The sequence below is a fragment of the Pseudomonas sp. WJP1 genome (assembly GCF_028471945.1).
Taxonomy (GTDB): domain Bacteria; phylum Pseudomonadota; class Gammaproteobacteria; order Pseudomonadales; family Pseudomonadaceae; genus Aquipseudomonas.
The window spans coordinates 2,827,570-2,852,154 of sequence record NZ_CP110128.1 but is presented as its reverse complement, the minus strand read 5'-3'; the positions used below and the strand labels follow the sequence as shown (position 1 = coordinate 2,852,154).

Sequence of the window (24,585 nt, the reverse complement as noted above, 5' to 3'; positions counted from 1 at the left end):
CATGCACGATTTATTGATGATCGATGGCCTGCAATATTCCGCCTGGAGCGAAGACATCTTTCGCCAGATGCAGGCCGGCGGCCTGAGCGCGGTGCACGCCACCATTGCCTACCACGAGAACGCCCGGGAAACCCTGTCGCGCATCGGCGAATGGAACCGCCGCTTCGAAACCTGGCCGCAGCTGATCCGTCCGGTGCGTGAGGCCTCGGACATTCGCCTGGCCCACCAGGAAGGCCGCGTCGGGATCTTCTTCGGTTTCCAGAACTGCTCGCCCATCGAAGACGACATCAGCCTGGTCGAGGTCTTCCGCCAGCTCGGCGTGTTGATCATGCAGCTGACCTATAACAACCAGAGCCTGCTGGCCAGCGGCTGTTACGAGAACGAAGACAACGGCATCAGCCGCTTCGGCCGCCAGGTCATCGCCGAGATGAACCGCGTCGGCATGCTCATCGACATGTCCCACAGCGCCGAACGCAGCACCCTGGAAGCCATTGAGCTGTCGAGCCGGCCGGTGATCATCTCCCACGCCAACCCGTCGAGTTTCCACGCCGCCAAGCGCAACAAGTCTGATGCCGTGCTGCAGGCGATTGCCGAGTCCGGCGGCCTGCTCGGTTTCAGCACCTACCCGTTCCACCTCAAGGGCGCGTCGGGCTGCAGCCTGGAATCGTTCTGCGACATGGTCGCCAGCACGGCCGAACTGATGGGCGTGGAGCACATCGGCATCGGCACCGACCTGTGCCAGCAGCAACCCCTGCAAGTGCTCGAATGGATGCGCAACGGGCGCTGGAGCAAAGACAAGGACTACGGCGAGGGCTCAAAGGACAACGCCCACTGGCCGTCACCGCTGCAATGGTTCCGCGACAGCCGGGATTTCCCGATCATCGCCCAGGGCCTGCGCGACCGTGGCTTCGCCGAGGACGAGGTACGCAACATCATGGGACTCAACTGGTTGCGCCTGCTGGAAAGCGCGACCACCGCGCAAATCTGACCCTTGATCCACTGACCCTGGTTTCACACCGTGAGGACAGCACAGCATGAAAAATAACAACAATAGCCTCCCGTTCATCCCCCCGACCGGCGATGCACAGCCCCAGGCGCGTATTTTGGAGGCATCATGAAAACCACCACCACACTGCAAGCCGACAGCCAGCCGCTGCAAGCGTCCGCACCGAAAAAAGACATCGACTGGCCGCTGTTCCTGATCAGTGGCGGCTTCCTCGGCGCCTTCCTGATCGCGGCCCTGGTCGACATCCAGGGCGTGTCGCTGCTGGTCAACACGCTGTTCGCCTGGTCGACGAAATTCTTCGGCCTGTACTGGCAGGTCCTGATGCTGGCGACCTTCGCCATGAGCCTGTTCATCTGCTTCAGCAAGTGCGGGCGCGTCCGGCTCGGCGGCGTCGACCAGCGTCCCGATACCAGCACTTTCAACTGGATCGCCGTGATCATGTGCGCCCTGCTCGCCGGCGGTGGCGCCTTCTGGGCGGCGGCGGAACCGATGATGCACTTCGCCAGCCCGCCACCGCTGTTCGCCGGCATGCAAGCGCATACCGAAGCGGCTGGCCACGCCGCGCTCGCGCAATCCTTCGTGCACTGGGGCTTCCTCGCCTGGGCGGTATTGGGCAGCTTGCTGGCCATTGTGCTGATGCACCTGCACTACGACAAAGGCTTGCCCCTGGCACCGCGTACCCTGCTCTATCCACTGTTCGGCGAACGTGCAATCAAGGGGCCGATCGGTACCCTGGCCGATGCCACGTCGATCATCGCCGTGGTCGCCGGCACCATCGGCCCGATCGGTTTCCTCGGCCTGCAGATCAGCAGCGCGTTGCATTCGGTGTGGGGCATTCCCAATGACCTGATGGTGCAGTCCATCACCATCGTGCTGGTCACGGTGATGTACACCATCTCCTGCCTGGTCGGGCTCGAGGGCATCCGCTTCGTCAGCGGGATCAACGTCTGGCTGATGATCGGCCTGGCGGTGTTCATGGTGCTGCTCGGCCCCACCGCGTTCATCCTCGGTGGTTTCCCCACGGCGTTTGCCTTGCACATTGAACAGTTCATCCCGATGACCCTGTTCCGTGCCGATCCGAAATGGCTGGACTGGTGGACGGTGTTCTACTGGGGCTGGTTCATCGGTTACGCACCGATGGTGGCGCTGTACGTGGCGAAGATTTCCCGGGGCCGGACCATCCGTGAAGTGATCATGACCCTGTCGATCATCGCCCCGTTGGTGACCATGTTCTGGTTCACCATTGTTGGTGGCGCCGGCATCGGCATGGAATTGCAAACCCCGGGCATCGTCACCGCCCACGGCGCACAGCCTGAAGACCTGCTGTTGGGCGTGACCCAGAACCTGCCGCTGGGCGGGCTGATCTCGGCGCTGTTCCTGTTCCTGAGCTTCATTTCGGTGGCCACCAATGGCGATGCCATGGCCTTCACCGTGGCGATGGCAATGTCGAGCAATGACAAGCCCAAGGCATGGCTGCGCGCCTTCTGGGCAATCGGCATGGGCCTGGCCGCCGTGGTGCTGATCACCATTGGCTCGGGGGGGGTCACCGCGCTGCAATCCTTTATCGTAATTACCGCCGTACCGGTTTCGCTGCTGATCCTGCCGTCGCTCTGGGATGCATTGCGCATCGCCCGCCAGATGGCTCGGGAACAGGCAGTCTGATGATGAACAGTCCAGGAATCGCAATGATGTCGCACACCGACACAGACACCTCTTCGGCCTTGCGCCCTGCCGCCCGGGTCATGGACCTGGAGCGGCTGGGCAGTCACTTCCAGAGCCGCCTGAGTTTCGTGCGCAGCAGCATGCGCAAGATGATGAACGAGCAATGGCGTATCGAGCGCACTCGCTTCGACCTCGACGCCGAAGGCTTCGGCACGACGATCTACCGGATCGACACCGCCAGTGCCCACTATCACTGCGTGATTTTCTCGGCGTACCTGCCGCCGGAAAAACGCAGTGACCGGGTCATCGCCGATCAATGGGACGTCAGCTTCGTGCTGCTGGCCGGCGATGTCGACGAGGCGCAACTGGCCGATTTACAGCGCAACGTGCCGTTGCAGGAGGCCGGGCGTTTCGATGCGCGGGTGCTGGTGCTGTCCCGGGCCAACCGCAGCCTGCGCAACTTCGAGCGCTTCCTCGGGGCGCTGGCGGAAGGTTGCCAGCCAGACCCACGGCAACTGGCCGAGGTCGGCTACCTGTATCGCACTACCGCCGTGTACGGCAACGGCAAGTTCGGCATCGCCGACTTCAGTTGCCTGCAAGGCAGTGCCGACTTCACCCAACCGTTCAGCGCGCAGATGTTCACCGTGTACCTGCTGCGGCATTTCAGCATCGAGCAGATCGAACACATGGCCCGGGCGCGCAATCCGCAACGGGCGGTCGGGCTGGACGCCGAGCTGCAACGCTACCTGGGGGTCGGCAACTCCACGGGGCTGGGCATGGCGCCCTTCCTGGTCAATCACCCGCAACTGGTGGACCAGTGGGTGTATGCCCGTGAAACCGCACTGGCGCGGGTGGTGGCTGAACCGGCTGACGCGCCCCGCGCGCAGCGGTTCCAGGCATTGTTGCAGCGGGCTCGTCAGCACCTGCAACAAACCAGCACCGAGGACCAACGGCAAAGCGCAATCGACCAACAGACCCTGGCCGATCTGGATCAACTGAGCCAGTGGTTCGCCTGTCAGCCTGTCAGCGCCGATCTGTGGTCACGTCTGCAGGATCGGGCCGAACTGAACGCCGGCTTCGGCTGCCAGGAACTGCTGGTCAGCCTGCTGCTGGAACTGTACCCCGAACAGGTCGATCCGCTGGCCGGGCAGATGTCGGCCAACGAGGGCTTTCGCCTGAACGCAGAGATGCCGCTGGACGCGCTGTGCACCCTGATCGAGACCCGCTACCGCTGGGCGCTCGACTACGACCTTGGCGGTGCCGAGGCCAACCATTTCTTCTGGTATCGCTCGGCGGAAAAGGAAGAACCGCGCCTGGGGGAACGCGCCATGGAGCCTGGCGCGGAAAAGGAAATGCAACTGGGCATCGCCCACAATATCCAGCGTTGCCACCGCGCCTTGCTGGCCTACCGCGAACAACATCCGCAGCAACTGACCGCGCATTTCCTGCTCGCCCAGCCGTCGTTCAAAGGCACCGTGTGCCGGTTGCAGGGCATGGCCCGTTGCGCCTTCGGGGAAATTCGCGCCAACCTGATGGACCGCAACATGCTGCCAATCCACCTGCTGCGCTGCAAACTGGCGTTCTTCGGCGCCGGCAAGTTCGACCCCAAGTCCAGCCGCTGGGTGCGCATCACCTTGTTCCAGGGGGCTCCGCTGGTCAGTGAAATTGGCCAGCCTTTCGCCGATGACTGGAATTTCGCCGTGATGCCGACACTGCCCACCGCTGCCGGAGAACACTGATATGCGCGTCTCGCTCAATGAAATCCAGGTGATCTGCCGCAAGGCCTTCGAGGGCATCGGCTTCGCCCCCGGTGACTGCGACGACGCCGCCGAGATGATCGCGCGCCTGCAACTGCAAGGCCTCGATGGCATCGGCGCGTTGAAAAAGGCCCTGGCCTTCCTCCACGACGAAGTCGATCGCCCGATCGAAACCTGCTACGAAGACGCCGGGCAGTTGACCCTTGATGCCCATGGCCAAAGTGTCTTGCGCTGCGCCGCCCAGGCGGTCGAGCTGGGTGTGGGCAAGGCCTTGCGTGGCGGCAGTGCGTTGATCCGCATCCGCCATTGCCACAACCGCATCCTGCTGCTCGGTTACCTGGCGCGCTGTGCCCCGGAGGCGCTGAATTTTTGCGTCTACTGGCGCGATGCGCGGCAGGAAATGGTCGCCACGTTCAGCGCCGGGCAAACCCGGCCGACCCTGCGGGTGTATGACCTGCCGCAACCGGCGCAGAGCGACGAACAAAGCATCAATGTGCTGATCTCCCGGCACTTCACGCTGCTGCCGCGACTCAGTGCCGAGGATGCCGAGGATGCCGAGCCTGCCACCCACTCGCAGCCCGCGGAGGGGCTGGTCGTCGACGACGAGGTCTGGGCCCAACTGAAAAAACTCGGCGAGCGGGTGCTGGTGGAAAGCACCGAGGAGTCGCGTCGGCGTGGTGCCGGCGAAAGCAGCGATGCCCGATAAAACCTTGCAATGCATCAGGAATCAATCAATGAAACACGCGATCAAGACCGACCTTTTCGCCTCGCGCGCGCCACTGGAATGGGCGGTGGTCGGCAACGGCACGTTGTACACCGCGCAGATCCCCATCGACCGCGAAGGCCAGGTCGTCAGTGGCGGCATCGAGGCGCAAACCCGGCAGACCCTGGACAATCTGCGTCATACCCTGCAAGCCGCCGGCAGCACCTTGGACGCGGTCACCCAAGTGCTGATCTATGTCACCGACCGCCATTACCTGGCGACGGTGAATGCGATTTACGGTGAGTATTTCCAGGCCCCCTACCCCAACCGCGCGGCCATCGTCGTGGCGGGGTTGGCTCGGGAGGAGATGTTGGTGGAGCTGGTGGTGTACGCCTGTCTTGACCTGTAGGAGCCCGGCTTGCCGGCGAAGAACGATAATGCGGTGCAACAGATGCACCGCAGCGCCTGGTTCGCCGGCAAGCCTGGCTCCTACGGACGAATGCGCCCGATAGATCAAGGCAATGTTCTACGACGCCCTCGCCGGCCGGGGTCGCACCGCCCCCATACCCTCCGTCGGATGCACGATCCGACAAACAAAACGCCTCCCCCCACCTTGAACCTTGTCTCAAGACGCCAGTCTTAGACGGGCATTTTTCCTCCTCCCCATCGTTGTCATCTCATCAGAGCTGTCCGCACCATGCGCCCAACCGCCCTCGTCTTGCGCTTCACTTCGCTGTGCCTGTTGACCTCGCTGCCCTTGGTTTCCACCCCCGCCCACGCCGGCGCGGAGCGACAGTTGGTGGATGCCATCAACGATTACCGAGCCCACCCGCAAGACTGCGCACGGCGTCCCGCCCAACGCTTGTCGCCACTGGCCCTGAAGTCGAGCCTGGCCTTGCCGATCGGCTACGGCGGTGGTTTGCGCGATCGTTTGAAAACTTCCGGATACCAGGCCGTGGCGGTGCGTTCCATCCGCGTGGTGGGTGCGCGAGATGCCGAAGAGGCGTTCGAGATGCTGCAGGGTGACCATTGCGCCGCCTTGCTGGACAACCAGTACGCCGACATCGGCGTCAGTCGCAGTCGCGGGGAATGGCAAGTGGTGCTGGCGCGACCTGTGCTGGACAATCAGGTAAGCGATCCGCGTAGTGTCGGCAAAACCTTGCTCGCCCAGGTCAACGCCGCCCGGGCCAAACCGCGCCTGTGCGGTCGCCAACGCTTCGCCGCCGCGCGGCCCCTGGCCTGGAATGCCAGCCTCGGCGCTGCGGCGCAAGGGCACAGCAAAGCCATGGCCTACGGCAATTACTTCGCCCACCAGGACCCCGATGGCGACATGCCCGCCGACCGCGCGCGCGCCGCGGGTTTCCGTGGCCGGCAGATCGGTGAAAACATCGCCGCTGGCCAAGGTTCACCGAACAAGGCCATGGCCGGCTGGCTGGCCAGCCCCGGGCATTGCGCCAACCTGATGAACCCGATGTTCACCCAAGTGGGTGCGGCCTATGCGACGGACGCACGCAGTGATCAAGGGGTCTACTGGACAATGGTGTTCGGCGCGCAATAACCCATGCACCGGGCATCGTCGCGATGCCCGGTACTTCAGCGAGCCGTTACTTCACCAGCCGGGTTTCCCGGGACGGCCGGTAACCGAAATAGGCGCTGTAGCACTTGCTGAAGTGGCTCGGTGAAACGAAGCCGCAGGCTACTGAGACTTCAACAATGGTCAATGTGGTGTGCTGCAGCAATCGACGCGCTTCAGTGATGCGCAGGTCCATGTAGTAGCGCTGGGGTGTCGTGCCCAACTGTTCCTTGAACAGGCGCTCGATCTGCCGACGGGACCGCCCGGCATACAGGCAGAGCGCCTCCATCTCCAGCGGCTCTTCCAGATTCGCGTCCATCAGGTTGACCACCTCCCTCAGCGGGCCACTGACGGACACATTCAAGGAGGGTTTGATGCGCCGGAATCGGGACGCTTCGAACGCCAGGATATCTTCGATACCGTCAGTCAACGCCTTGTCGTGCAAGCTCCTGATCCACTCCAGGGCCATGTAGAAAGTACCCGTTGGGCTGGACGCTGTCAGGCGGTCGCGATCCACCACATAGGCTTCGCTGGTGACCTGGGTGAGTCGGGCGATTTCCGCCAGCGCCGGACGATGCTCCGGGTGTATGGCGCAGCGATAGCCATCCAGCAAACCGGCTTGCCCGAGAAACCAGGCGCCGTTCCAGATGCCGGCCAGCGTAACGCCCTGTTCGGCCGCGCCTTGCAAGAGGCCGGTCAGCGCGTCATCCGCCTTGAGCGCCGTGCGGTAGCCACCGCAGACAACCAGCAGATCCAGTGTTTGTATTTCCACCGGGTCAAGGCGCGCATCGGGTCGAATCACCAACCCCAGATCGCTGACGACTTCCCCTTCGGACAAACCGAAGGTTTTCGTTGAGAACAGCTCGGGCCGCAGCAGGTTGGCGGTGACGATGGTATCGAGCGCCTGGGTGAATGCCGGCAACGAAAAATGTTCCAGCAGCAGGAAGCCGGCCCGGGCCCGCACGGACTGGCCTTCATGGTCGTTGAGGTAGCGAAGGTTTTTGCCCTTCATGGCACCGCTGAACTGACGTCGCTCTACCAACGTTCGCCTCGTCTTTCGTGTTGAACAAGATGTGATATTTCCCGCATCGATAGCCGTCTCTCGCGGCGGCTATCGATGCGCGCTCTGTTTACGCCAGTTGTACCCTATGAGCAAGCGCAATGCTGTTCACTTAAGCATGGGGTCGTATGTAAAACTTGGGGGTGTACATATCCATTCCTGCGGTAACGGCTACTTATGGTTTCGCTCTTACAGCGACTCACTTTTCCAAACGCCGAAAAGTAAGCAAAAGGCTTTGCCCCACCACTCGGTGCCTCGCTAGGGCTCGGCATGCCCTCACTCCGGCATTGCTCCGTGGGTCGCCGCGATGGGCCATCCCTGGCCCAGCGCGGCTAAACCGGCGTCCTGCCGGTTTCCCCACTGCGCAATGCCTGCGTTCGGCCAGCGTGGTTAACGGGGCACCCAGATCAAAAACAAAAGCGAGGCGGCCTTAAAGCCGACCTGATTTTTTCCAGAAACCCAATCCCTTGTAGGAGCCAGGCTTGCCGGCGAACCAGGCGCTGCGGTGTATCTGTTGTACCGCGTTATCGTTCTTCGCCGGCAAGCCTGGCTCCTACAGGGGGGGGGGGGGAACGCGTACGGCTCCCGATCAGGTCGGCTCTAAGGCCGCCTCGCGCGCTTTTGATCTGCTTTGGCTTTTGATTTTCTTGCCCCCTCGAGAGGCCGAGTGGAGGTTCTGCGCAGTGGGTAAACCGGCATGGATGCCGGTTTAGCCGCGCTGGGCCATGGATGGCCCATCGCGGCGACCCACGGAGCAGGACCGGAGCGAGGGTATGCCGAGCCTTAGCGAGGCACCGAACGCCAGGGGCAAGAGCCCTTGGTTACTTAGGGCCGGGCGGCGTTCCGTTTTTCCAAGTGACTCGCCGTAAGGGCGAAACCCTAGGTGGCCGTTACCGCAGCAATGGATATACACCCAATCCAAATCAACCCCTCAAGGCCGCTGCACCACCCTCACCCGTCCACTACTGCCACCCCCACAGAAAAACCGCTCGCCACCGTCGGACTCAAGCCCCGATACTCCGATGCCGTCCGGCAACCTGAGGCTTTGCAGCACTTCACCAGTGCTCGGGTCGACCCGGCGCAATTCGCTTTCCTCGCCTTCCCAGGTGCCATGCCACAGGGTGCCCTCGACCCAGGTCACCCCCGTGACAAAACGGTTGGATTGCAGGGTGCGCAGGATATTCCCGGTCTCGGGGTCGATCTGGTGGATTTTCCGTTCGCGGTACTGACCGACCCACAACGAGCCTTCGGCCCAGGTCAGCCCCGAATCGTTGCCACCGCCGGGGGCCGGGATCGTGGCCAGGATTTCTCCGGTGCGAGGGTCGACTTTCTGGATGCGGTCCTCGGCAATCTGGAACAGGTGCGTGCCATCGAAGGCGGTGCCGGCATGTGCGGCGACATCGAGCGAGCGCACCAAGTGACCGGTATCGGGGTCCAGGGCGTGGAGCTTGTCGGTGGTGGCAAACCACACCTGCTGACCGTCCCAGGTGACGCCGTGCACGTCAGTGACATCGTCAAAAGGGCCATATTCACGCAGGATCCGGGCGGCTGACTGTTTCATCTCGGTGTTCCTCCAAAGGGGTTGGTGGAGCCATCCTAGCCACCGGGCAGCGGAACCGGGAGTAACAAGGTCGTCGCGAAACCGGGCACCGGCGGGGTCAGCCAGCGCCGCGCCCGCCCCTGTCCGAAGAACTGCACCTTGTCCTGGGCTGCCAGCGCTTCAAGCGCGCGTTGCACCCCGCGCTGGCTGTTACCCAGCGCCAGGGCCAGGGCCGAGCTCGACCAGGACTCGCCGTCGCCAAGCAGGGCGAACACCGCTGCATATTTCTCTTCGACCGGTGGTGTGAGCAGCACCACGTCCGGTGAAACCTGCGCAACCAAGGCGAATCCGCGCCGGGTGGCCGTCACCGTAGCCAGGGGTTTCAACGCCGCGCGCAAGCGGCCGATTTCAACCCGCAGCCGGGCTCGATGGGAGTCATCACTGAGCTTCAAACGAAAGGCCCGGGCGATGAGGGTCTCCCTGGGCACATCCCCCGGCCAGGCTTCGGCGAGTGCGCGCACAAGGGAAAACAGGATCGGACGCCTGGACAGGGAAACCGACATGCCCGCGCCACGCACGACAGAGCGGCAAGCGTCCACCACCAGTGACGTCGAGGCGAGCAGCGCTTCCACTTCGTCGAGCAACAGAGGCCGTTCTTCGCCACGGACGAGTTGGTGTGCGGCGGGACTGTTGAGAATGGCTGATGCACTGTCCACTTCTGCAGACAGCGCAGGAATCCCGGCGAGCTGTGCGGCGAGCTCAGCCCTGGCGAGCGCGGCCCGTGCAGCTTGGGAATGCAGGCGGCGCATCGCGATCCCTGCCACGACCAGTTCATGGGTCGCCCGCAAGGGTGGCGGCAACGTTGCCGGGTCCAGTTCAACGAGTTGCCCATGGGCCTCATCAAGCCGTCCAATCAGCAACAAGCGTCGAATGCCCAGATACCGAGCGTGGGCGGCATTGATCAGGTCGCCGTGGGCTTGCAGCGTGACCCGCGCCGCTTCCAGCGCCTGCACCGGCCAGCCGAGATCCCGCGACGCCAGTGCGATCTCGGCTTCGGCGACGACGCAGCGTGCCCGCGCCACGACTTCTTTCGGCCCGAAGGCCCGCGCAGCCCGGCGCACCAGCGCCTTGGCCCGGGTCAAATCACCCAGTTGCGCCATGGCGATACCGCGCAGTGCCAGCGCGGGCGCATCGTCGCGCAACGCGATCCGGTCCAGCGCACCCAGCGGATCGCCCGCCGCCAACGCCTGCGCTGCGGCGGTGATCAGCGAATCCATTGCAGTCCTGCCACGCGTGTCACTCCTGCGGTGATAAGCCCCGTATGAGTCTATCTCACCCCTCAGTACAGCGTATCCGGCACACACACGTTTCCATCAAACAGCAATCTTGCAGTGCGCATCAGTCCGCACCCCACCAGAACGCTGTCTTGCAGGCGCAGTTCGACGGTGAATTCCCCGGTGGGGTGCTCCACGGAAAGCTGCTTCACGTCCCCCTCGACGATACGGGCCAGGCCCGCCGCGACACTGCCCTCGATCAGACAGCCAACCGCCACGCTGACCGCACCGAACACACCAATGCTGGTATGGCAGCGATGGGGAATGAAGGTGCGGGTGCTGAGCGCGCCGCCGGCCTGTGCCGGCGCAATCAGGCACATCTTGGGCACGTTGCGCTGGCTGACCTCACCCAGGCTCATGCGTGGCCCGGCCTGCAAGCGGATCGATTCGAGCCGGGCCTTCAACGTAACATCGGCATCGAGCTGCCCAGGGCTTTCATCGCCGCGCAGGCCGAGGTCTGCAGCGCGGATCAGCACCACCGGCATGCCATTGTCGACACAGGTGACCTCGATGCCATCTAACACATCGACAGCCTGGCCGGTGGGTAACAACGCTCCGCAACTGGACCCCGCGACATCCTCGAATTCGACGATCAGCGGCGCGCCGCCACCGGGCACCCCGTCGATCCGCGCTTCACCGCCATAGTTGACGACGCCTTGGGGCGTGGGCACATGGGACACCGCGATCTGCCCGGTGTTCTCCATGAAAATCCGCACCGGGGTCACATCGCCCTGCACGGCCACCAGCCCGCGCTCGATGGCGAACGGCCCGACCCCGGCGAGGATGTTGCCGCAGTTCTGCCCATAGTCCACGCGCGGCTCATCGACCAGCACCTGGGCGAACAGGTAATCGACGTCGGCATCAAAGCGCGCGGAGGGCTGGATGATCGCCACCTTGCTGGTCAGCGAGTCGCCACCGCCGATGCCATCGATCTGCCGCGCATCCGGCGAGCCCATGACCGCCAAAAGCACGCGGTCTCGCAGCGCCGGCTGGGCGGGCAAGTCGCCCGCCAGGAAATACGCCCCCTTGGACGTCCCACCGCGCATCAACAGGCAAGGAATCCGTCTCTGGCCCATGCTCAGTCTCCGAGCTCGTCGAGGCTGTCGACGTAGCGCAAGCCCTTTTCCGCCAGGCGTGCGCGCATGTTGTAGATGTCCAGCCCCAGTTCGCCCTTGGCCAGGCGCATGGCCTTGTGTTCTTCCAGGTCGGCGCGGGCACGGCTGGCCTCGACCACTTGCGCGACTTCGGCGCGGCGCACGACAACCACGCCATCGTCATCGGCCACCACCACATCCCCCGGGTTGACCAGTTGACCGCCACACACCAGCGGCAGGTTGACCGAGCCGAGCGTCTCCTTGATCGTGCCCTGGGCATTGATGGCGCGGGACCAGACCGGGAAAGCCATCTCGCGCAAGGTGTGGGTGTCGCGCACGCCGGCATCGATCACCAGGGCGCGCACGCCGTGGGCCTTGAGCGAGGTCGCGAGCAGGTCGCCGAAGTAACCGTCGGTGCAGGGCGAGCTGGGGGCAACCACCAGGATATCCCCCGGACGGCACTGCTCCACCGCCACATGGAACATCCAGTTATCGCCCGGTGCGACCAGCACCGTCACCGCCGAACCACTGATCACGGTGCCCCGCTGAATGGGTCTGATCGAAGACGCCAGCAGGCCTTTGCGCCCCTGCGCTTCATGAATGGTCGCGACGCCGTAGCGTTGCAGCTCGTCGACCAGCGCCCGCTCGGCCCGGTCAATATTGCGCACGACAATGCCGGTTTTGCCGATCAATTCGCTCATGCCAGGTTCTCCGTCACGCGCGGGAAAATGCTTTGGTAGCCTTCGCCATAGACGATGTCGCGGCTGGAGGTGATCCCGACATTGCGCTTGGCTTGCACGCCGCGCTGCAGGGCGACGCGGGTGTAGTACTCCCACAGGTGTTCCTGGCCGGCCATGCACTGGATGGCCGCGTACTTCTTGTCCCAGACTGACGTGATGTCCAGCAGCACATCGGGGCGCCATTCGCATTGTTCGGGCTGGTGCGGTTCGAAGCTGTAGACCGGTGGCGCGCCGACGATTTTCTCGCCCGGTTTGTAACCTTCGGCCTGGGCGATGATGCGCGCCTCCTGGGTCAGGTTCATGGCCAGCGGGTGATCGTAGTTGTAGGGGTCTTTCTGCGAGTGGCTGAGGACGAACTCCGGTTGCACCCGGCGAAACACATCGGCGAGGCGGAACAGGGTTTCCTTGTCCGCGCGCATGGGGTAGTCGCCGATGTCGAAGAACTCGACGCTGGCCCCCAGAATGTCGGCGGCTGCCTGGGCTTCTTCGCGGCGCGCGCTTTTTACTTTTGCTTCGCTCATCTCGCCCTTGCGCCACAACTTAGCGGACTCACCGCGCTCGCCGAAGGACAGGCAGACGATGTGCACGTTGTAACCCTGTTGCGCATGCAGTGCGATAGCGCCGCCGGCGCGCCAGACGAAATCTGCAGAGTGAGCGCTGACCACCAGCGCGTTTTTCGGTGACTCGATCATTGCGGATACTCCTCCTGCGTTTCGAAAGAGCATCGCACCGGGCCCTGCCTACGGAGTAATGCGTTGCACTGTTGCAGGTATGCGTTTTTTTTATTGCCACTGGATCGGAGCGGCGGCATAGTCCGATGTGAACATCGATTTGCAAGGCTCCTTCTTATGGAATCCACTGAACTACCTAGCCTGATGCACGTGCGCGCGTTCGTCCGCGTTGCCGATCACGGCAGCGTTTCCAAGGCCTCGGTGGCCCTGTACCGGGCGCAGTCAGTGGTGACCCGGTCGATTTCCGAGCTGGAGACCCGACTTGGCGTGACGCTGTTCGAACGCCACGCCAACGGCATGCGTTTGACTGATTACGGTGAACGCCTGCTGCCCCGTGCGCGCCGCGTACTGGCTGAGCTGGAAAGCGTGCCGCGACTGTTGACCGGTGGGGAAAAACGCGCGATCGAGCCGCTTTACCTGTTCCAGGCCCGACGCCTGCAAGTGTTCATCAAACTCTGTGAAACGCACCATATGCAGACTGTCGCCAGCCTTTTGGGCCTGAGTCAGCCGGCGATCAGCTCGACCATCAAGGTCATGGAAAACGGCTGCGGCCAGACGCTCTTCGAACGTACGCCACGCGGCCTGCAGCCGACCCGCGCCAGCCATGAAATCCTGTTCCCGATTCGTCGGGCACTGAACGAGCTGCGCCACATCGAGATGGACATCACCGCCCTGCGCGGCGCCCTGCAGGGGGTGGTGCATGTCGGCGCCCTGCCCCTTGGACGCACGCGAATATTGCCAGAAGCGATTTTGCGCATGATGGCCGAGCACCCGGCTATCCAGGTGATCACCAATGAAAGCCCATTCGACCTGCTGGCGACGGAGCTGCGCGCCGGCGATGTCGATTTCATTTTCGGCGCCTTGCGCTCGCAGGACTACGCCAGCGACTTGACCGGCGAGTCGTTGCTCTCGGAAGACATGGTGGTACTGGCTCGGCGTGATCACCCGCTTTCTTCAAAAACCACCCTGCACGACGAACTCAGCGCCGCCCGCTGGGTGCTGCCCCGCGCCGGTTCGCCGGCCCGGCAGATGCTCGATGAGTGTTTCACCCGCTTCGGCATTGCGCCACCCCGGCCGGTGGTGGAAAGCGCCGACATGGCGATCATCCGCGGGTTGTTGCTGCGCTCGGACATGCTCGCGGCGGTATCCGCGCATCAACTGGAACAGGAGATCGCCTCCGGCGAGCTGTGCATCCTGCCCCTGGAGCTGAAACAGACCACCCGCGCCATCGGCCTGACATACCGCACCGGCTGCCTGCATTCGCCGGTGGCCCAGGCCTTGATGGACACGATTCGCCGGGTGATCCGCGAACAGGCGGTTCGGGTCCTGTAGGAGCGAGCCTGCTCGCGAAAAACCTGAGGGCGCCGCGGGGTGTCAGGTATCCCGCGTCATCGTTGACCACCATCGCGAGCAGGCTCGCTCCTACAAGATCACGGATCCTGGGCATGGCGACAATCAACTGTGGGAGCGAGCCTGCTCGCGATGAACCTGAGGGCGCCGCGGGGTACCAGGCTTCCCGCGTCATCGTTGAAGACCATCGCGAGCAGGCTCGCTCCTACATGAACACGGATCCTGGGCATGGTGACAATCAACTGTGGGAGCGAGCCTGCTCGCGAAGAACCTGAGGGTGCCGCGGGGTACCAGGTTTCCCGCGTCATCGTTGACGACCATCGCGAGCAGGCTCGCTCCCACAGGGGTTCGGCGTTAGAGCAGGCTGAACGGGTAGCTGACGATCAAGCGGTTCTCGTCGAACTCGTTGCTGCTGTAGTCCCGGCGAATGCTCGAGTTACGCCATTTGACGTTGAGGTTTTTCAACGCGCCGCTTTGCACGGTGTAGGCCAGTTCCGATTCGCGGCCCCACTCCTTGCCGTCGGTGATTGCACCGGTGTGCACGTTGTTGCCGCTGATATAGCGGTTCATCACTGTCAGGCCGGGAATGCCGAGGGCGACGAAGTTGTAGTCGTGACGCACCTGCCAGGATTTTTCCCTGGCGTTGTCATAGCTTGAGTTGTAGCTGTCGTTGGCCAGGGTGCCGCCACTGGTGCCATTGACCCGCATCCAGGCATCGTCGCCAGTGAGTTTCTGCAGGCCAACGTAGAACGTGTTGCCGCCATACCGGGCTGAGAGCAAGGCCGAGAAGGTGCGGTTATCCAGGTCGCCAGCGCGGGCGCTACCATCCTCGCGGCCCCAGAAGTAACCAAGGTTCGCCCCCAGGGTCCAGGCGCCGAGCGGCTGGCTGTGGACGATTTGCAGGTATTGCTGCTGGTAGATGTCCTTGAGCTCGGCATTCCACAGGCCGATCAAGGTGCGCTTGTCGTTGAAGCTGTATTCACCGCCAACGAAATTGAAGCGATCGGAGGTAAACCCGGTTTTACCCTGCATGAACATGTCGTCCATGCTCGAATCGTTGCGCGGGCTGTTCTGCCGGAACTGGCCGCCATACAGCGTCAAGCCGTCGATATCCTGCGAAGTGACCTGGCCACCGCGAAAGGTTTGCGGCAGCGAGCGGCCGTCGTCGGAACGCAGAATCGGCAGCACCGGCATCCACTCACCGACCTTCAGTTCGGTTTTCCTGACTTTCATTTTCCCGGCGACCGCCAGGCGGCCAAAGTCATCGGCTGGACGTCCATCGCTATCGAGCGGCAGCAGCTGCGTGCCGCCGGTGCCCTGGCCGCCATCGAGCTTGACCGAATACAAACCCAGCACATCAACGCCGAACCCGACCACGCCCTGGGTGAAGCCGGACCTGGCGTCGAGAATGAAACTCTGCGTCCACTCCTCCGCCTTGCTTTGCGGGTAAGCCGGGTTGGTGAAGTTGCGATTGATGTAGAAGTTACGCAGGTTCAGGTTGGCGCTAGCGTCATCGATAAAACCGGCAGCCGAGGCCGGAAGCACGGAGAAGGCAGCCAGGGTGCAGACGATCCGCGAATTGACGGTATTTTTCATTGTTATTGTTGTCCGGTTTTTGGGTAAGGGAATGCCCTGCGCCCGTCAGTGCCGGGCACAGTGAGGTCAAACGAAAATGAGGGATGGCGACTCGGGGAGAGTCGCCGTTTGCCGAAGACGCGTCAGCCCCGGGTGATCAGCGCGGCGCTTTACCCGCCACCGAGTACAGCACCTGCTGGTTACGGGTTTTCATGAACTCGTCCAGGCCCTGGCCGCGCATCGCGGCGTACACCTGCAAGTTGGGAATCCCAAGCACCGCCGCAAGTTTTTCCAGCACGAAGAAGATCGCCCCGTACTGGATCAACCCGCGCCAGTCGCGGCGGCGCAGCAGGTCGCGTTCCTCCTCGCTCAAGCCGCCTTCCTCGAACAATGCCTCGGGCGCGTCGAGAAAACGCTGGCGCCATTGCGGCTCGATCATGCGATGCAGGAACTTGTTCAGCCGATAGCCCTTGGCGCTGCGTTCCAGGGTGAACGGATAGGTGCCCTCGAGTTTTTCGATGCCGGCCAACTGGTGCTGCATGTGCTGCAAATGGCGCGCGGTGACGTCGGCGGGCACCGGCCGGTCCTGGTTTTCCAGCAACAGCGTGGCGATGCCGGTCATGGATGGCAGGTAGTAATCCTGATGCAGGTTCTTCACCGTAGCCGACAACGCGCCGCGCATGATCAGCCAGGTGATGACTTCAGAGCCTTCCATGCCGCCCAGGGTGGCGTATTCGGCGTGGGTCATCTCGGTCAGGCGCAGCGGGTCGTTGACCAACAGATCGATGAACTGCTCGTCCCACTGCGGGTTGTTGAAACCGCAACGCTCGCCATGCACCTGATGGGACACGCCACCGGTAGCGACGATGGCCACCTTCAAGTCTTCGGGATAGCTTTCGATGGCTCGGCGCAGCGCCTGCCCCAGCTTGTAGCAGCGCAACGCGCTGGGAATCGGGAACTGCAACACGCCCACCTGCAACGGCACGATTTCCACCGGCCAGGCAGGCGTGCACGGCAACAGCGCCGACATCGGCGAGAAGAAGCCATGGTCCAGCGGTTTGTCGCGAAAGAAGCTCATGTCGAACTCGTCGGCCATCAGGCTCTGGCCAATGTGCCGCGACAGTGCCGCGTGCCCGCCGACCGCGGGCAATGAGCGCGGGTTACCGCCCTCGTCCGCGACTTCGTAACGCTCATCCACGCCCAGCGAGAACGCGCCGTAATGGTCGAAGAAAAACGACGTCACGTGGTCGTTGAAGATGTAGAACAACACATCCGGCTGTTGCTCCTTCAACCACACCTTGATCGGTTCGAAGCCTTCGAAGATCGGCGCCCAGGCCGCCTCATTCTGTTTGTCGTGATCGACTGCGAAGCCGATGGTTGGGGTGTGGGAGACAGCGAGACCACCGATGATGCGTGCCATGTGTAATTCCTGTGTTCGAAGAAAATTATTGCGCCAGTACCGCGCGGTTGACCCGACGCCGTGCATGACCATTGGCCAGGATCGCCAGCGCGGCGATGAAGGCCGGCACGCTCAACAGGGTGAACAGCACCGGCAGGCCCAACCCGAGGCTGAGCACCGCACCACCGATGAGAGAGCCAAAGATAGCGCCGAAGCGGCCGATACCCAGCATCCAGCTCACCCCCGTAGCGCGACAATCGGTTGGGTAGTAGCCGGGCGCGAAAGCATTGAGACCGGTCTGCGCGCCGCTCATGCAGAAGCCCGCCGCGACCACGCCGAACGCCAACAGGCTCGACTCGAGGCTGAAGGCCCCCAGCAGCAGGATGAACGCCCCGCCCAATGAATAGGAGGTCGCAATGACGGCGTTGGGATTACGTCGGTCCATGGCCCAGCCGACCACGATCGCACCGACCGTGCCGCCGATCTGGAACAGGCCGGTGATGGTCGCCGCGCGTTCGATGGACAGGCCACCTTCGCGCAGCAGGGTCGGCATCCAGCCCATGGTCAGGTAGATCACCAGCAGGCCCATGAAGTAGGTCATCCACAGTGCCAGCGTGCCGAAGCGATAGCCCTCGGTGAACAACATGCGCACCGGCGCCTTGTGCTGGACCTGAGGTTCGCTGATGGTAAATGTGGTGCTCGCCGAAAAGTGCCCGCCCAACTTGTTCAGCACCTTGGCGATCTGGCTCGCTGGCGCATTATGCGCCGCCAGGAAACGCGGGGACTCGGGCAACAGCAACCAGAGGAACGGCAGCAACACCAACGGCAGGATGCCGCCCGCAAGCAGCACCGATTGCCAGCCGTGATTTGGGATCAACCAGGCGGCCAACAAGCCCCCCATCCCCGAGCCCATGTTGAAACCGGTGAACATGATGGTGATGAACAGCGAGCGATTACGCTGTGGCAGGTATTCAGAGAGTAGCGTGGTGGTATTGGGCATCGCCGCGCCCAGGGCCACGCCGGTCAACAGCCGCAGGGCTGCCAGTTCGTAGGGGTTGCGGGCAAAGGCACAGGCCAGGCTCAGCACGCTGAAACCGGTCACGGCGATCAACAGCACTTTCTTGCGCCCCAGGCGGTCGGCGTAAGGACCGGCGGTCAAGGCGCCAATGGCCAGGCCCACCATGCCGGCGCCCATCACCGGGCCGAAGGCCGCTTTGGACAGCCCCCACTCCTGGATCAGCGAAGGCGCGATAAAGCCCATGACCGCGACGTCAAAACCATCGAACAGCACCACGAAGAAACACAGGCTCATTATGAGCCACTGGTAGCCGGCAACCGGTCGGTTGTCGATCCACGCCTTGATATCGACCGTCTCGTGACTCATGCATATCACCTTCTTATTTTTGTAGAAATTGCGAGAGGCTCGGCAATGGCGGCAGGCCCATGAGCCATCCAACCCGTCGAACGTTGGGCGTGACTCTAAAGCCGCAGGTGCCTGCCCCGCCTCTGGGAAATCCTTAAGCGGGTATCGGTTTTTCTTATCGGGTGATGTTCGGGGTGAGGTCTGCAGGAGCGAGCATGCTCCTGCAGGGGAATGCATTCGAATGTGGAGCGAGCCGGCTCCTTGATGAACAGGACAACCAGGACGAAGATATTGCCCAGGACCGCTGCCAGTTCTGCCACGTTGAACCGACCGCAAGGTTGTCAGGAGTAACGACATGAACCCCTACCAGCCCATGAACTGCGACCTGCATGACTATCTGGAGATCGCCTGTATGCGCGGCTATCGACTGGACATCGAATTGCACGATGGCGCACGCCTGGTCGCCACCGCGTTGACCACGCGCACCTCCAGCGACAAGGAAGAGTTTCTGCGCCTTGAAACGGCCGACGGCCAGCAGGAGATCCGCCTGGACCAATTGCTCGCCATCACGCCACTGGACGCCAATGCGCAGTTCGGCCGGGTGGTATTTTCCGCTGCCTCCTGCACGTTCTGAGGGCGCTGTCAGACCAGCGACCTGTCGCCGTGCGCAGCACCGGCGGCGGCCGCAGGGCCCTGTGCTAGTCTCCTTCGTCTAACGTGTGTTGCTGCGTTTGAATGAACCGCTTCCCCTGGATGATGGAGTTCAACATGAAAAACACCGCTTCCTGGCTAACTATCACGCTTGTAAGTCTGGTGCTTTGCGCCTGCGCCGCCGTCGACGCTGGCAGCGGTGGCGCCGGCGAGATGGAAATCCGCTCAGGGAAAATCGAGCAGATCACCATGACGCAGATGCAGACCAATCACGACAGCGGCGTCGGCGCCATTCTTGGCGGACTCGCGGGCGTGGGAATCGGTAGCCTGATCGGTTCGGGCACCGGGCGAGATGTCGCCATGGTCGCTGGCGCCCTCGCGGGTGCGGCGGGCGGCAACTACGCCGAGAAGAAAAAATACGATCAACCGCAACAAGCCCAGCAGATTATCGTGCGCACGAAAAGCGGCGTTCTGGTATCGGTGACTCAGCCGGTCAATGCCGCACTCAGCAAAGGCCAGAGTGTTTATATCGAAGGCACCGGCAATGAAGCTCGGGTAGTGCCGCAAAGCTGATCATCAGCCACAACCGGGAATCGCTGGTCTAGCGTCAATGGAATGCCCCGAGCCTGAATAGCTCGGGGCATTTTTTTTGAACAACCCTACGGCATGGACCTCGACCGCTCGTCGCCCAGGTTGCGATATACCCCTTGACGTCGATCGGGTTCCGGAGGAGTATTAATTACATCGGATGCGATCTAAACGCACACGACAGTAAATCAAACCTGACCGCACCCTTGAGGATCCACCCCATGAGCAAGATCGAAAAAGTCCTGGCCACCGGCAAGACCCACACCACCCTGAGCAGCGCTGGCACCACCTTGCGCGGCCATAACGGCAACCTCGACATCGAACTGTCGGCGCCAGGTGTTGCCCAGCCAGCCCACGTGTTCGCCGGTACCCAGCCGCACCCCAAGGCCGAGCAACTGTTCGCCGGGGCCTGGTCGGCCTGCTACACCGCCGCCGTCGGCCTGGTGGCCGCAGAGCGCAACATCGCGTTGCCGGCGGATCTGGCCGTCGACATCGAAGTGGACCTGGGCCAGACGGGTCCGGCCTACTTCCTTCAGGCCCGACTGACCCTGCGCGTGCCGGGGCTGGCACATGACGTTGCGACCGAATTGGCGCACATTGCCGATTCCATCTGCCCCTACTCCAAAGCAACACGCGGCAATATCGACGTTGCCCTGAACGTTATTACGGCCTAATTAATATCGCATACGATGTTAGCGCACACGAACAACATAATCGGTAAACCTGAGGAAATCATCATGAGCAAAATCGAAAAAGTCCTGGCCAGCGGCAAGACCCACACCACCCTGAGCAGCGCCGGCACCACTTCGCGCGGCCATAACGGCACCCTCGACATCGAACTGTCGTCCCCTGGCAGCGCCACGCCGGCACACGTGTTCACCGGCGTGCAACCGCATCCCAAGGCCGAGCAGCTGTTCGCCGGGGCGTGGTCGGCCTGCTACATCGCCGCGGTGGGCCTGGCCGCCCAACAGGCGAAGGTGACGCTGCCGGCCGATACGGCCGTGGACATCGAAGTCGACCTGGGCCAGACCGGCGCCGCCTACTTCCTCCAGGCTCGACTGACCCTGCGCGTGCCGGGCCTGTCACACGAGGTTGCGACCGAACTGGCCCACACCGCCGATGCGATCTGCCCGTACTCCAAGGCCACCCGCGGCAACATCGACGTCGCCATCAACGTCCTGACCGCGTAACGCATCGCTCGGCCGGCTCCCCCGGGATTTCCCGGAGAGCCGGCCGTCGGCCGTTACAGGGCACGGGTTAGAGCACTTCCGACACCATCGCATACGATGTATAGTCACAATCTCGCAGCCGGCCCCAAGAGAAACCCCATGAAAACCACCGACAAGACGTCCGCCCTGGATCTCAAGCTCTCCGACTTCCTGTGTTTTGCGGTCTATTCCACCAACCTCGCTTTCGGCAAGGCCTACAAGCCGATGCTTGAACGGCTCGGCCTGACCTACACGCAATACATCACCCTCGTCGCGCTGTGGGAGCAGGACGACCAGACCGTCGGCAGCCTGGGAGAAAAACTGTTCCTGGAATCCAACACCCTCACCCCGATCCTGAAAAAGCTCGAGGCGATGGGTTACCTGCGACGTCAACGCGACCCGGAAGACGAACGCCAGGTTCGAATCAGCCTGACCGATGCAGGCCGCCAATTGCGCGCAGAACTGACGGAAGAAGGCTTCCCGCAAACCGGCCTCGATCCCGACGATTTCGTGCAGATGCAGAAGGCGATCGTGGCGTTGCGCAACAACCTGATCCGCACCACCAATGCCGATAAATAAACGCTGAACCGGTAAAACAGATCACCCACAGAGGTTGCCAGGAAAAGTCCCGATTGCAGTGGCTCGTTGCTCAAATGCACTATTGAGAAAGATTTACACTAACATCTGGAAAAAACACCGTGCAACCTCCTTCGACCAGCAAGCTGAGCTTCTTCAGCGATCATCACCGTTGGCTGCTGCAGCACATCCAGCGTCAATGACAGCACCGACACCATCTTCGGCATAGACCACAACCGCCCCGAAATCAGCTACGACGGTTTGCTCAATACCCCCGGAGGCCGGGCAACCCCTAGCAAATACGACATTCGGCAAAAAGGACTGTACGGCAGCTGGCGGGTCAAGCCGTTCGACCCCTTGACCCTGGTGCTCTGCTCGCGGGTCAGCTGGTACGACTTCAGCTACAAGTCATGGACCCAGGTCGCGTTCAGCGACGTGGTCAGCGCCAATCCGCAAAGCACCGCCAACGAAAACGGAGAAGTCACGCCCTTCGCCGGCATCATCTATGACCTGAGCCGTGAATGGGCGGTGTATGCCAGCTACACCGACGTGTTCGAACCGCAAACCGTGCGCGACGCCGGCGGCTCGATGCTCAAGCCGGTGATCGGCAGCAACTACGAAATCGGCCTCAAGGGCGAACTGCTGGACGGCCGGGTCAACACCTCCCTGGCGCTGTTCCGTTATGACCAGGAAAACCGTGCGGTCAACGACCTGACGTCGGGCTTTGCCTGCGACGGCTGGTACTGCTCGACAGCCTCGGGGAAAGTACGCAGCCAGGGGCTCGACGCAGAAATCAGCGGCGAAGTGCTCAGTGGTCTGCAGCTGTTTGCCGGCTACACCTACAACACCACCAAGTACCTCGATGACCCGGTCGACGAAGGCAAGGTCTTCAGCGCCTGGACGCCTAAACACATGCTGCGGGTCTGGGGCGACTACCAGTTCAGCGGCGACTGGAGCCGTGTCAGCACCGGGCTGGGTTTCACCACCCAAAGCCATACCCTGGGCTATGAACACACCTTCGACGTGCCGGGCTACACCGTTTGGAGTGCCCGCGTCGGCTACCAGCTCACGCCTGAGATCGGCCTGGCGCTGAACGCCAACAACCTGTTCGACAAGCACTACTACACGGCGGGATACAGCCAGCTCAGTGGCAACAACAACTTCGGCGAACCGCGCAACATGATGTTCAGCGTGAAGTACACGCCGCAGTTCTGACCTCCCCCGTCAACCCCGCAGGGGTGGCGAACTCCGCGCTGGCGACTTAATCTGCCAGTCACCCTGTGGGGCGCCATCGCGCCCAAGGAGTTGAATGATGTCGCTGACGCTCTATTACCACCCGCTGTCGTCGTTTTGCCACAAAGTGCTGATCGCGCTCTACGAGCACGGGATCGACTTCCAGCGGCGCATCATCGATCTTTCCAACGAGGCGGACCGGGCGGAACTCGAGGCGTTATGGCCGCTGTGCAAGTTCCCGGTCATCCGCGATCACACGCATGCGCAAGGGTTGGCGGAATCGAGTGTCATCATCGAATATCTGGACCGCTTTTATGCCGGTGGGCACTCCCTGCTGCCCGGTGATTGGGACATCGCCTTGCAAGTGCGCCTGTGGGATCGATTTTTCGACCAGTACGTGCAGGCACCGATGCAACAGATCGTCGCCGATCGCCTGTACGCGACGAACGGCGACCTGAGCCGGCAGCGGGCCATGCTGGCGACGGCCTACGGCATGCTCGAACGCCAGCTGGCCTTGAGAACCTGGGTGGCCAGCCCGGACTTCAGCCTGGCCGATTGCGCGGCCGCCCCGGCCCTGTTCTATGCCAGCACGCTGGTGCCCTTCCCCGACGATTGCCAGCACCTGAGCGCGTACTTCGACAGGCTGACGCAACGGCCCTCATTCCAGCGCGTCATCGACGAAGCCAGGCCCTGGTTTGCCTTCTATCCGTTTGCCGAGGCCATACCCCAACGGTTTCGCTAACCACCTCATGCGCACACTGGAGGCGCTTATCGGGTGTATATCCATTCCGGCGGTAACGGCCACTTAAGGTTTCGCCCTTACGGTGACTCACTTGGAAAAGCCCGTAGGAGCGAGCATGCTCGCGATGGTGGTCAACGATGACGTGGGAAGCCTGACACCCCGTGGTGCTCTCAGGTTTTTCGCGAGCATGCTCGCTCCTACAGAGCCCGCCGCGATGGGGCAAGAAAATCAAAAGCCAAAGCACGGCGAGGTGGCCTTAAAGCCGACCTGATTGCAGGGCTGTCCGCGATCCCCTGTGGGAGCCAGCCTGCTGGCGATGGATTACCAGGCAATGAGTTCATCCAGACAGGGCGCGTTATCGTTGACGTCCATCGCCAGCAGGCTGGCTCCCACAGGGAATTGGAGGTATCAGCAAAGATCAGGTCGGCTTTAAGGCCGCCTCGCTTTTGTTTTTGATCTGGGTGCCCCGTTAACCACGATGGCCGAACGCAGGTATTGCGCAGTGGGTAAACCGGCAGGACGCCGGTTTAGCCGCGCTGGGCCAGGGACGGCCCATCGCGGCGACCCACGGAGCAATGCCGGAGAGCGGGCATGCCGAGCCCTAGCGAGGCACCGAGTGGTGGGGCAAAGCCTTTTGCTTACTTTTTGGCGTTTGAAAAAGTGAGTCGCCGTAAGGGCGAAACCATAAGCCGCCGTGACC

22 protein-coding genes and 4 pseudogenes are annotated in these 24,585 nt (G+C 62.5%); 15 read left to right on the top strand and 11 right to left on the bottom strand.

Annotated features, from left to right (window positions below):
* The first annotated feature begins 1 nt into the window (after position 1).
* The 6 genes from OH720_RS12985 to OH720_RS12960 all read left to right on the top strand — a co-directional run bounded on the left by OH720_RS12985 (position 2) and on the right by OH720_RS12960 (position 6,686).
* On the top strand, positions 2-988 hold the full coding sequence (locus OH720_RS12985) for a dipeptidase (RefSeq protein WP_272605935.1): 987 nt from the start codon (positions 2-4) through the stop codon (positions 986-988).
* A 126-nt stretch (positions 989-1,114) separates the two neighbouring features.
* Complete coding sequence (locus OH720_RS12980; protein WP_272605934.1) at positions 1,115-2,668, top strand: BCCT family transporter; 1,554 nt, start codon at positions 1,115-1,117, stop codon at positions 2,666-2,668.
* Between the two features lie 23 nt (positions 2,669-2,691).
* Positions 2,692-4,407, top strand: a complete 1,716-nt coding sequence (locus OH720_RS12975) for a hypothetical protein (RefSeq protein ID WP_272605933.1) — start codon at positions 2,692-2,694, stop codon at positions 4,405-4,407.
* A 1-nt stretch (position 4,408) separates the two neighbouring features.
* Positions 4,409-5,131, top strand: coding sequence for a DUF3726 domain-containing protein (locus tag OH720_RS12970; RefSeq protein WP_272605932.1), 723 nt, complete (start codon positions 4,409-4,411; stop codon positions 5,129-5,131).
* Positions 5,132-5,159: 28 nt separating this feature from the next.
* The gene (locus OH720_RS12965; RefSeq protein WP_272605931.1) at positions 5,160-5,537 is read left to right on the top strand and encodes a RidA family protein; all 378 of its coding nucleotides are present in this window, start codon (positions 5,160-5,162) and stop codon (positions 5,535-5,537) included.
* Positions 5,538-5,825: 288 nt separating this feature from the next.
* Positions 5,826-6,686, top strand: coding sequence for a CAP domain-containing protein (locus tag OH720_RS12960; protein WP_272605930.1), 861 nt, complete (start codon positions 5,826-5,828; stop codon positions 6,684-6,686).
* Between the two features lie 46 nt (positions 6,687-6,732).
* Here the strand turns inward: OH720_RS12960 and OH720_RS12955 are convergent, their stop codons facing one another.
* The 6 genes from OH720_RS12955 to galB form a co-directional block, all read right to left on the bottom strand.
* Entirely contained in the window at positions 6,733-7,743 is a 1,011-nt protein-coding gene (locus OH720_RS12955; RefSeq protein ID WP_272605929.1) for a GlxA family transcriptional regulator, read from the bottom strand.
* Between the two features lie 949 nt (positions 7,744-8,692).
* A complete protein-coding gene (locus OH720_RS12950; RefSeq protein ID WP_272605928.1) occupies positions 8,693-9,322 on the bottom strand; it encodes a Vgb family protein in 630 nt (209 codons plus the stop codon).
* Positions 9,323-9,357: 35 nt separating this feature from the next.
* Complete coding sequence (locus OH720_RS12945; RefSeq protein ID WP_272605927.1) at positions 9,358-10,578, bottom strand: helix-turn-helix domain-containing protein; 1,221 nt, start codon at positions 10,576-10,578, stop codon at positions 9,358-9,360.
* 62 nt (positions 10,579-10,640) lie between these two features.
* Positions 10,641-11,711: a 4-oxalomesaconate tautomerase gene (locus OH720_RS12940; protein WP_272605926.1), complete on the bottom strand. Its 1,071-nt coding sequence runs from the start codon at positions 11,709-11,711 to the stop codon at positions 10,641-10,643.
* Positions 11,712-11,713: 2 nt separating this feature from the next.
* Positions 11,714-12,430: a 4-carboxy-4-hydroxy-2-oxoadipate aldolase/oxaloacetate decarboxylase gene (locus OH720_RS12935; RefSeq protein WP_272605925.1), complete on the bottom strand. Its 717-nt coding sequence runs from the start codon at positions 12,428-12,430 to the stop codon at positions 11,714-11,716.
* Complete coding sequence (gene galB / locus OH720_RS12930) at positions 12,427-13,161, bottom strand: 4-oxalmesaconate hydratase (RefSeq protein WP_272605924.1); 735 nt, start codon at positions 13,159-13,161, stop codon at positions 12,427-12,429. Before galB ends, OH720_RS12935 begins: the two co-directional genes overlap by 4 nt.
* Before the next feature lie 156 nt (positions 13,162-13,317).
* Between galB and OH720_RS12925 the strand changes: the two genes are divergently transcribed.
* A complete protein-coding gene (locus OH720_RS12925) occupies positions 13,318-14,532 on the top strand; it encodes a LysR family transcriptional regulator (protein WP_272605923.1) in 1,215 nt (404 codons plus the stop codon).
* On the opposite strand, the pseudogene OH720_RS12920 reads toward OH720_RS12925, so the two are convergent.
* The 5 genes and pseudogenes from OH720_RS12920 to OH720_RS12895 all read right to left on the bottom strand — a co-directional run.
* Positions 14,528-14,647 (bottom strand): annotated as a pseudogene (locus tag OH720_RS12920) (outer membrane lipoprotein carrier protein LolA); the annotation flags it as partial. The gene OH720_RS12925 and the pseudogene OH720_RS12920 overlap by 5 nt on opposite strands.
* Before the next feature lie 137 nt (positions 14,648-14,784).
* Positions 14,785-14,871: pseudogene (locus OH720_RS12910) on the bottom strand (outer membrane lipoprotein carrier protein LolA); the annotation flags it as partial.
* A gap of 33 nt (positions 14,872-14,904) precedes the next feature.
* On the bottom strand, positions 14,905-16,146 hold the full coding sequence (locus OH720_RS12905) for an OprD family porin (RefSeq protein WP_272605922.1): 1,242 nt from the start codon (positions 16,144-16,146) through the stop codon (positions 14,905-14,907).
* A 136-nt stretch (positions 16,147-16,282) separates the two neighbouring features.
* On the bottom strand, positions 16,283-17,545 hold the full coding sequence (locus tag OH720_RS12900) for a gallate dioxygenase (RefSeq protein WP_272605921.1): 1,263 nt from the start codon (positions 17,543-17,545) through the stop codon (positions 16,283-16,285).
* A 25-nt stretch (positions 17,546-17,570) separates the two neighbouring features.
* Entirely contained in the window at positions 17,571-18,908 is a 1,338-nt protein-coding gene (locus tag OH720_RS12895) for an MFS transporter (RefSeq protein ID WP_272605920.1), read from the bottom strand.
* A gap of 334 nt (positions 18,909-19,242) precedes the next feature.
* Here OH720_RS12895 and OH720_RS12890 point away from each other — a divergent pair, with 334 nt between their 5' ends.
* From OH720_RS12890 to OH720_RS12855, 8 genes and pseudogenes are all read left to right on the top strand, one after another.
* Positions 19,243-19,521, top strand: coding sequence for a Rho-binding antiterminator (locus OH720_RS12890; RefSeq protein ID WP_272605919.1), 279 nt, complete (start codon positions 19,243-19,245; stop codon positions 19,519-19,521).
* Between the two features lie 134 nt (positions 19,522-19,655).
* Positions 19,656-20,111 (top strand): glycine zipper 2TM domain-containing protein, encoded by a 456-nt coding sequence (locus OH720_RS12885; RefSeq protein ID WP_180207047.1) that lies wholly within the window; start codon positions 19,656-19,658, stop codon positions 20,109-20,111.
* A gap of 236 nt (positions 20,112-20,347) precedes the next feature.
* Positions 20,348-20,800 (top strand): Ohr family peroxiredoxin, encoded by a 453-nt coding sequence (locus OH720_RS12880; protein ID WP_272605918.1) that lies wholly within the window; start codon positions 20,348-20,350, stop codon positions 20,798-20,800.
* A gap of 63 nt (positions 20,801-20,863) precedes the next feature.
* Positions 20,864-21,316, top strand: a complete 453-nt coding sequence (locus tag OH720_RS12875) for an Ohr family peroxiredoxin (protein ID WP_272605917.1) — start codon at positions 20,864-20,866, stop codon at positions 21,314-21,316.
* Between the two features lie 138 nt (positions 21,317-21,454).
* Complete coding sequence (locus tag OH720_RS12870) at positions 21,455-21,913, top strand: MarR family winged helix-turn-helix transcriptional regulator (RefSeq protein ID WP_272605916.1); 459 nt, start codon at positions 21,455-21,457, stop codon at positions 21,911-21,913.
* A 119-nt stretch (positions 21,914-22,032) separates the two neighbouring features.
* A pseudogene (locus OH720_RS12865) lies at positions 22,033-22,110 on the top strand (sigma-70 family RNA polymerase sigma factor); the annotation flags it as partial.
* Positions 22,109-23,125: pseudogene (locus OH720_RS12860) on the top strand (TonB-dependent siderophore receptor); the annotation flags it as partial. The pseudogenes OH720_RS12865 and OH720_RS12860, both read left to right, overlap by 2 nt.
* A gap of 97 nt (positions 23,126-23,222) precedes the next feature.
* Positions 23,223-23,885, top strand: coding sequence for a glutathione S-transferase family protein (locus OH720_RS12855; RefSeq protein ID WP_272606443.1), 663 nt, complete (start codon positions 23,223-23,225; stop codon positions 23,883-23,885).
* The last annotated feature ends 700 nt before the right edge of the window (positions 23,886-24,585 follow it).

What these genes read in the sequence shown, in the direction of transcription:
- OH720_RS12985 (WP_272605935.1), top strand. Translation starts at nt 2, where the DNA reads ATGCACGATTTATTGATGATCGATGGCCTGCAATATTCCGCCTGGAGC.
- OH720_RS12980 (WP_272605934.1), top strand. Translation starts at nt 1,115, where the DNA reads ATGAAAACCACCACCACACTGCAAGCCGACAGCCAGCCGCTGCAAGCG.
- OH720_RS12975 (WP_272605933.1), top strand. Translation starts at nt 2,692, where the DNA reads ATGATGTCGCACACCGACACAGACACCTCTTCGGCCTTGCGCCCTGCC.
- OH720_RS12970 (WP_272605932.1), top strand. Translation starts at nt 4,409, where the DNA reads ATGCGCGTCTCGCTCAATGAAATCCAGGTGATCTGCCGCAAGGCCTTC.
- OH720_RS12965 (WP_272605931.1), top strand. Translation starts at nt 5,160, where the DNA reads ATGAAACACGCGATCAAGACCGACCTTTTCGCCTCGCGCGCGCCACTG.
- OH720_RS12960 (WP_272605930.1), top strand. Translation starts at nt 5,826, where the DNA reads ATGCGCCCAACCGCCCTCGTCTTGCGCTTCACTTCGCTGTGCCTGTTG.
- OH720_RS12950 (WP_272605928.1), bottom strand. Translation starts at nt 9,322, where the DNA reads ATGAAACAGTCAGCCGCCCGGATCCTGCGTGAATATGGCCCTTTTGAC.
- OH720_RS12945 (WP_272605927.1), bottom strand. Translation starts at nt 10,578, where the DNA reads ATGGATTCGCTGATCACCGCCGCAGCGCAGGCGTTGGCGGCGGGCGAT.
- OH720_RS12940 (WP_272605926.1), bottom strand. Translation starts at nt 11,711, where the DNA reads ATGGGCCAGAGACGGATTCCTTGCCTGTTGATGCGCGGTGGGACGTCC.
- OH720_RS12935 (WP_272605925.1), bottom strand. Translation starts at nt 12,430, where the DNA reads ATGAGCGAATTGATCGGCAAAACCGGCATTGTCGTGCGCAATATTGAC.
- galB (WP_272605924.1), bottom strand. Translation starts at nt 13,161, where the DNA reads ATGATCGAGTCACCGAAAAACGCGCTGGTGGTCAGCGCTCACTCTGCA.
- OH720_RS12925 (WP_272605923.1), top strand. Translation starts at nt 13,318, where the DNA reads ATGGAATCCACTGAACTACCTAGCCTGATGCACGTGCGCGCGTTCGTC.
- OH720_RS12905 (WP_272605922.1), bottom strand. Translation starts at nt 16,146, where the DNA reads ATGAAAAATACCGTCAATTCGCGGATCGTCTGCACCCTGGCTGCCTTC.
- OH720_RS12900 (WP_272605921.1), bottom strand. Translation starts at nt 17,545, where the DNA reads ATGGCACGCATCATCGGTGGTCTCGCTGTCTCCCACACCCCAACCATC.
- OH720_RS12895 (WP_272605920.1), bottom strand. Translation starts at nt 18,908, where the DNA reads ATGAGTCACGAGACGGTCGATATCAAGGCGTGGATCGACAACCGACCG.
- OH720_RS12890 (WP_272605919.1), top strand. Translation starts at nt 19,243, where the DNA reads ATGAACCCCTACCAGCCCATGAACTGCGACCTGCATGACTATCTGGAG.
- OH720_RS12885 (WP_180207047.1), top strand. Translation starts at nt 19,656, where the DNA reads ATGAAAAACACCGCTTCCTGGCTAACTATCACGCTTGTAAGTCTGGTG.
- OH720_RS12880 (WP_272605918.1), top strand. Translation starts at nt 20,348, where the DNA reads ATGAGCAAGATCGAAAAAGTCCTGGCCACCGGCAAGACCCACACCACC.
- OH720_RS12875 (WP_272605917.1), top strand. Translation starts at nt 20,864, where the DNA reads ATGAGCAAAATCGAAAAAGTCCTGGCCAGCGGCAAGACCCACACCACC.
- OH720_RS12870 (WP_272605916.1), top strand. Translation starts at nt 21,455, where the DNA reads ATGAAAACCACCGACAAGACGTCCGCCCTGGATCTCAAGCTCTCCGAC.
- OH720_RS12855 (WP_272606443.1), top strand. Translation starts at nt 23,223, where the DNA reads ATGTCGCTGACGCTCTATTACCACCCGCTGTCGTCGTTTTGCCACAAA.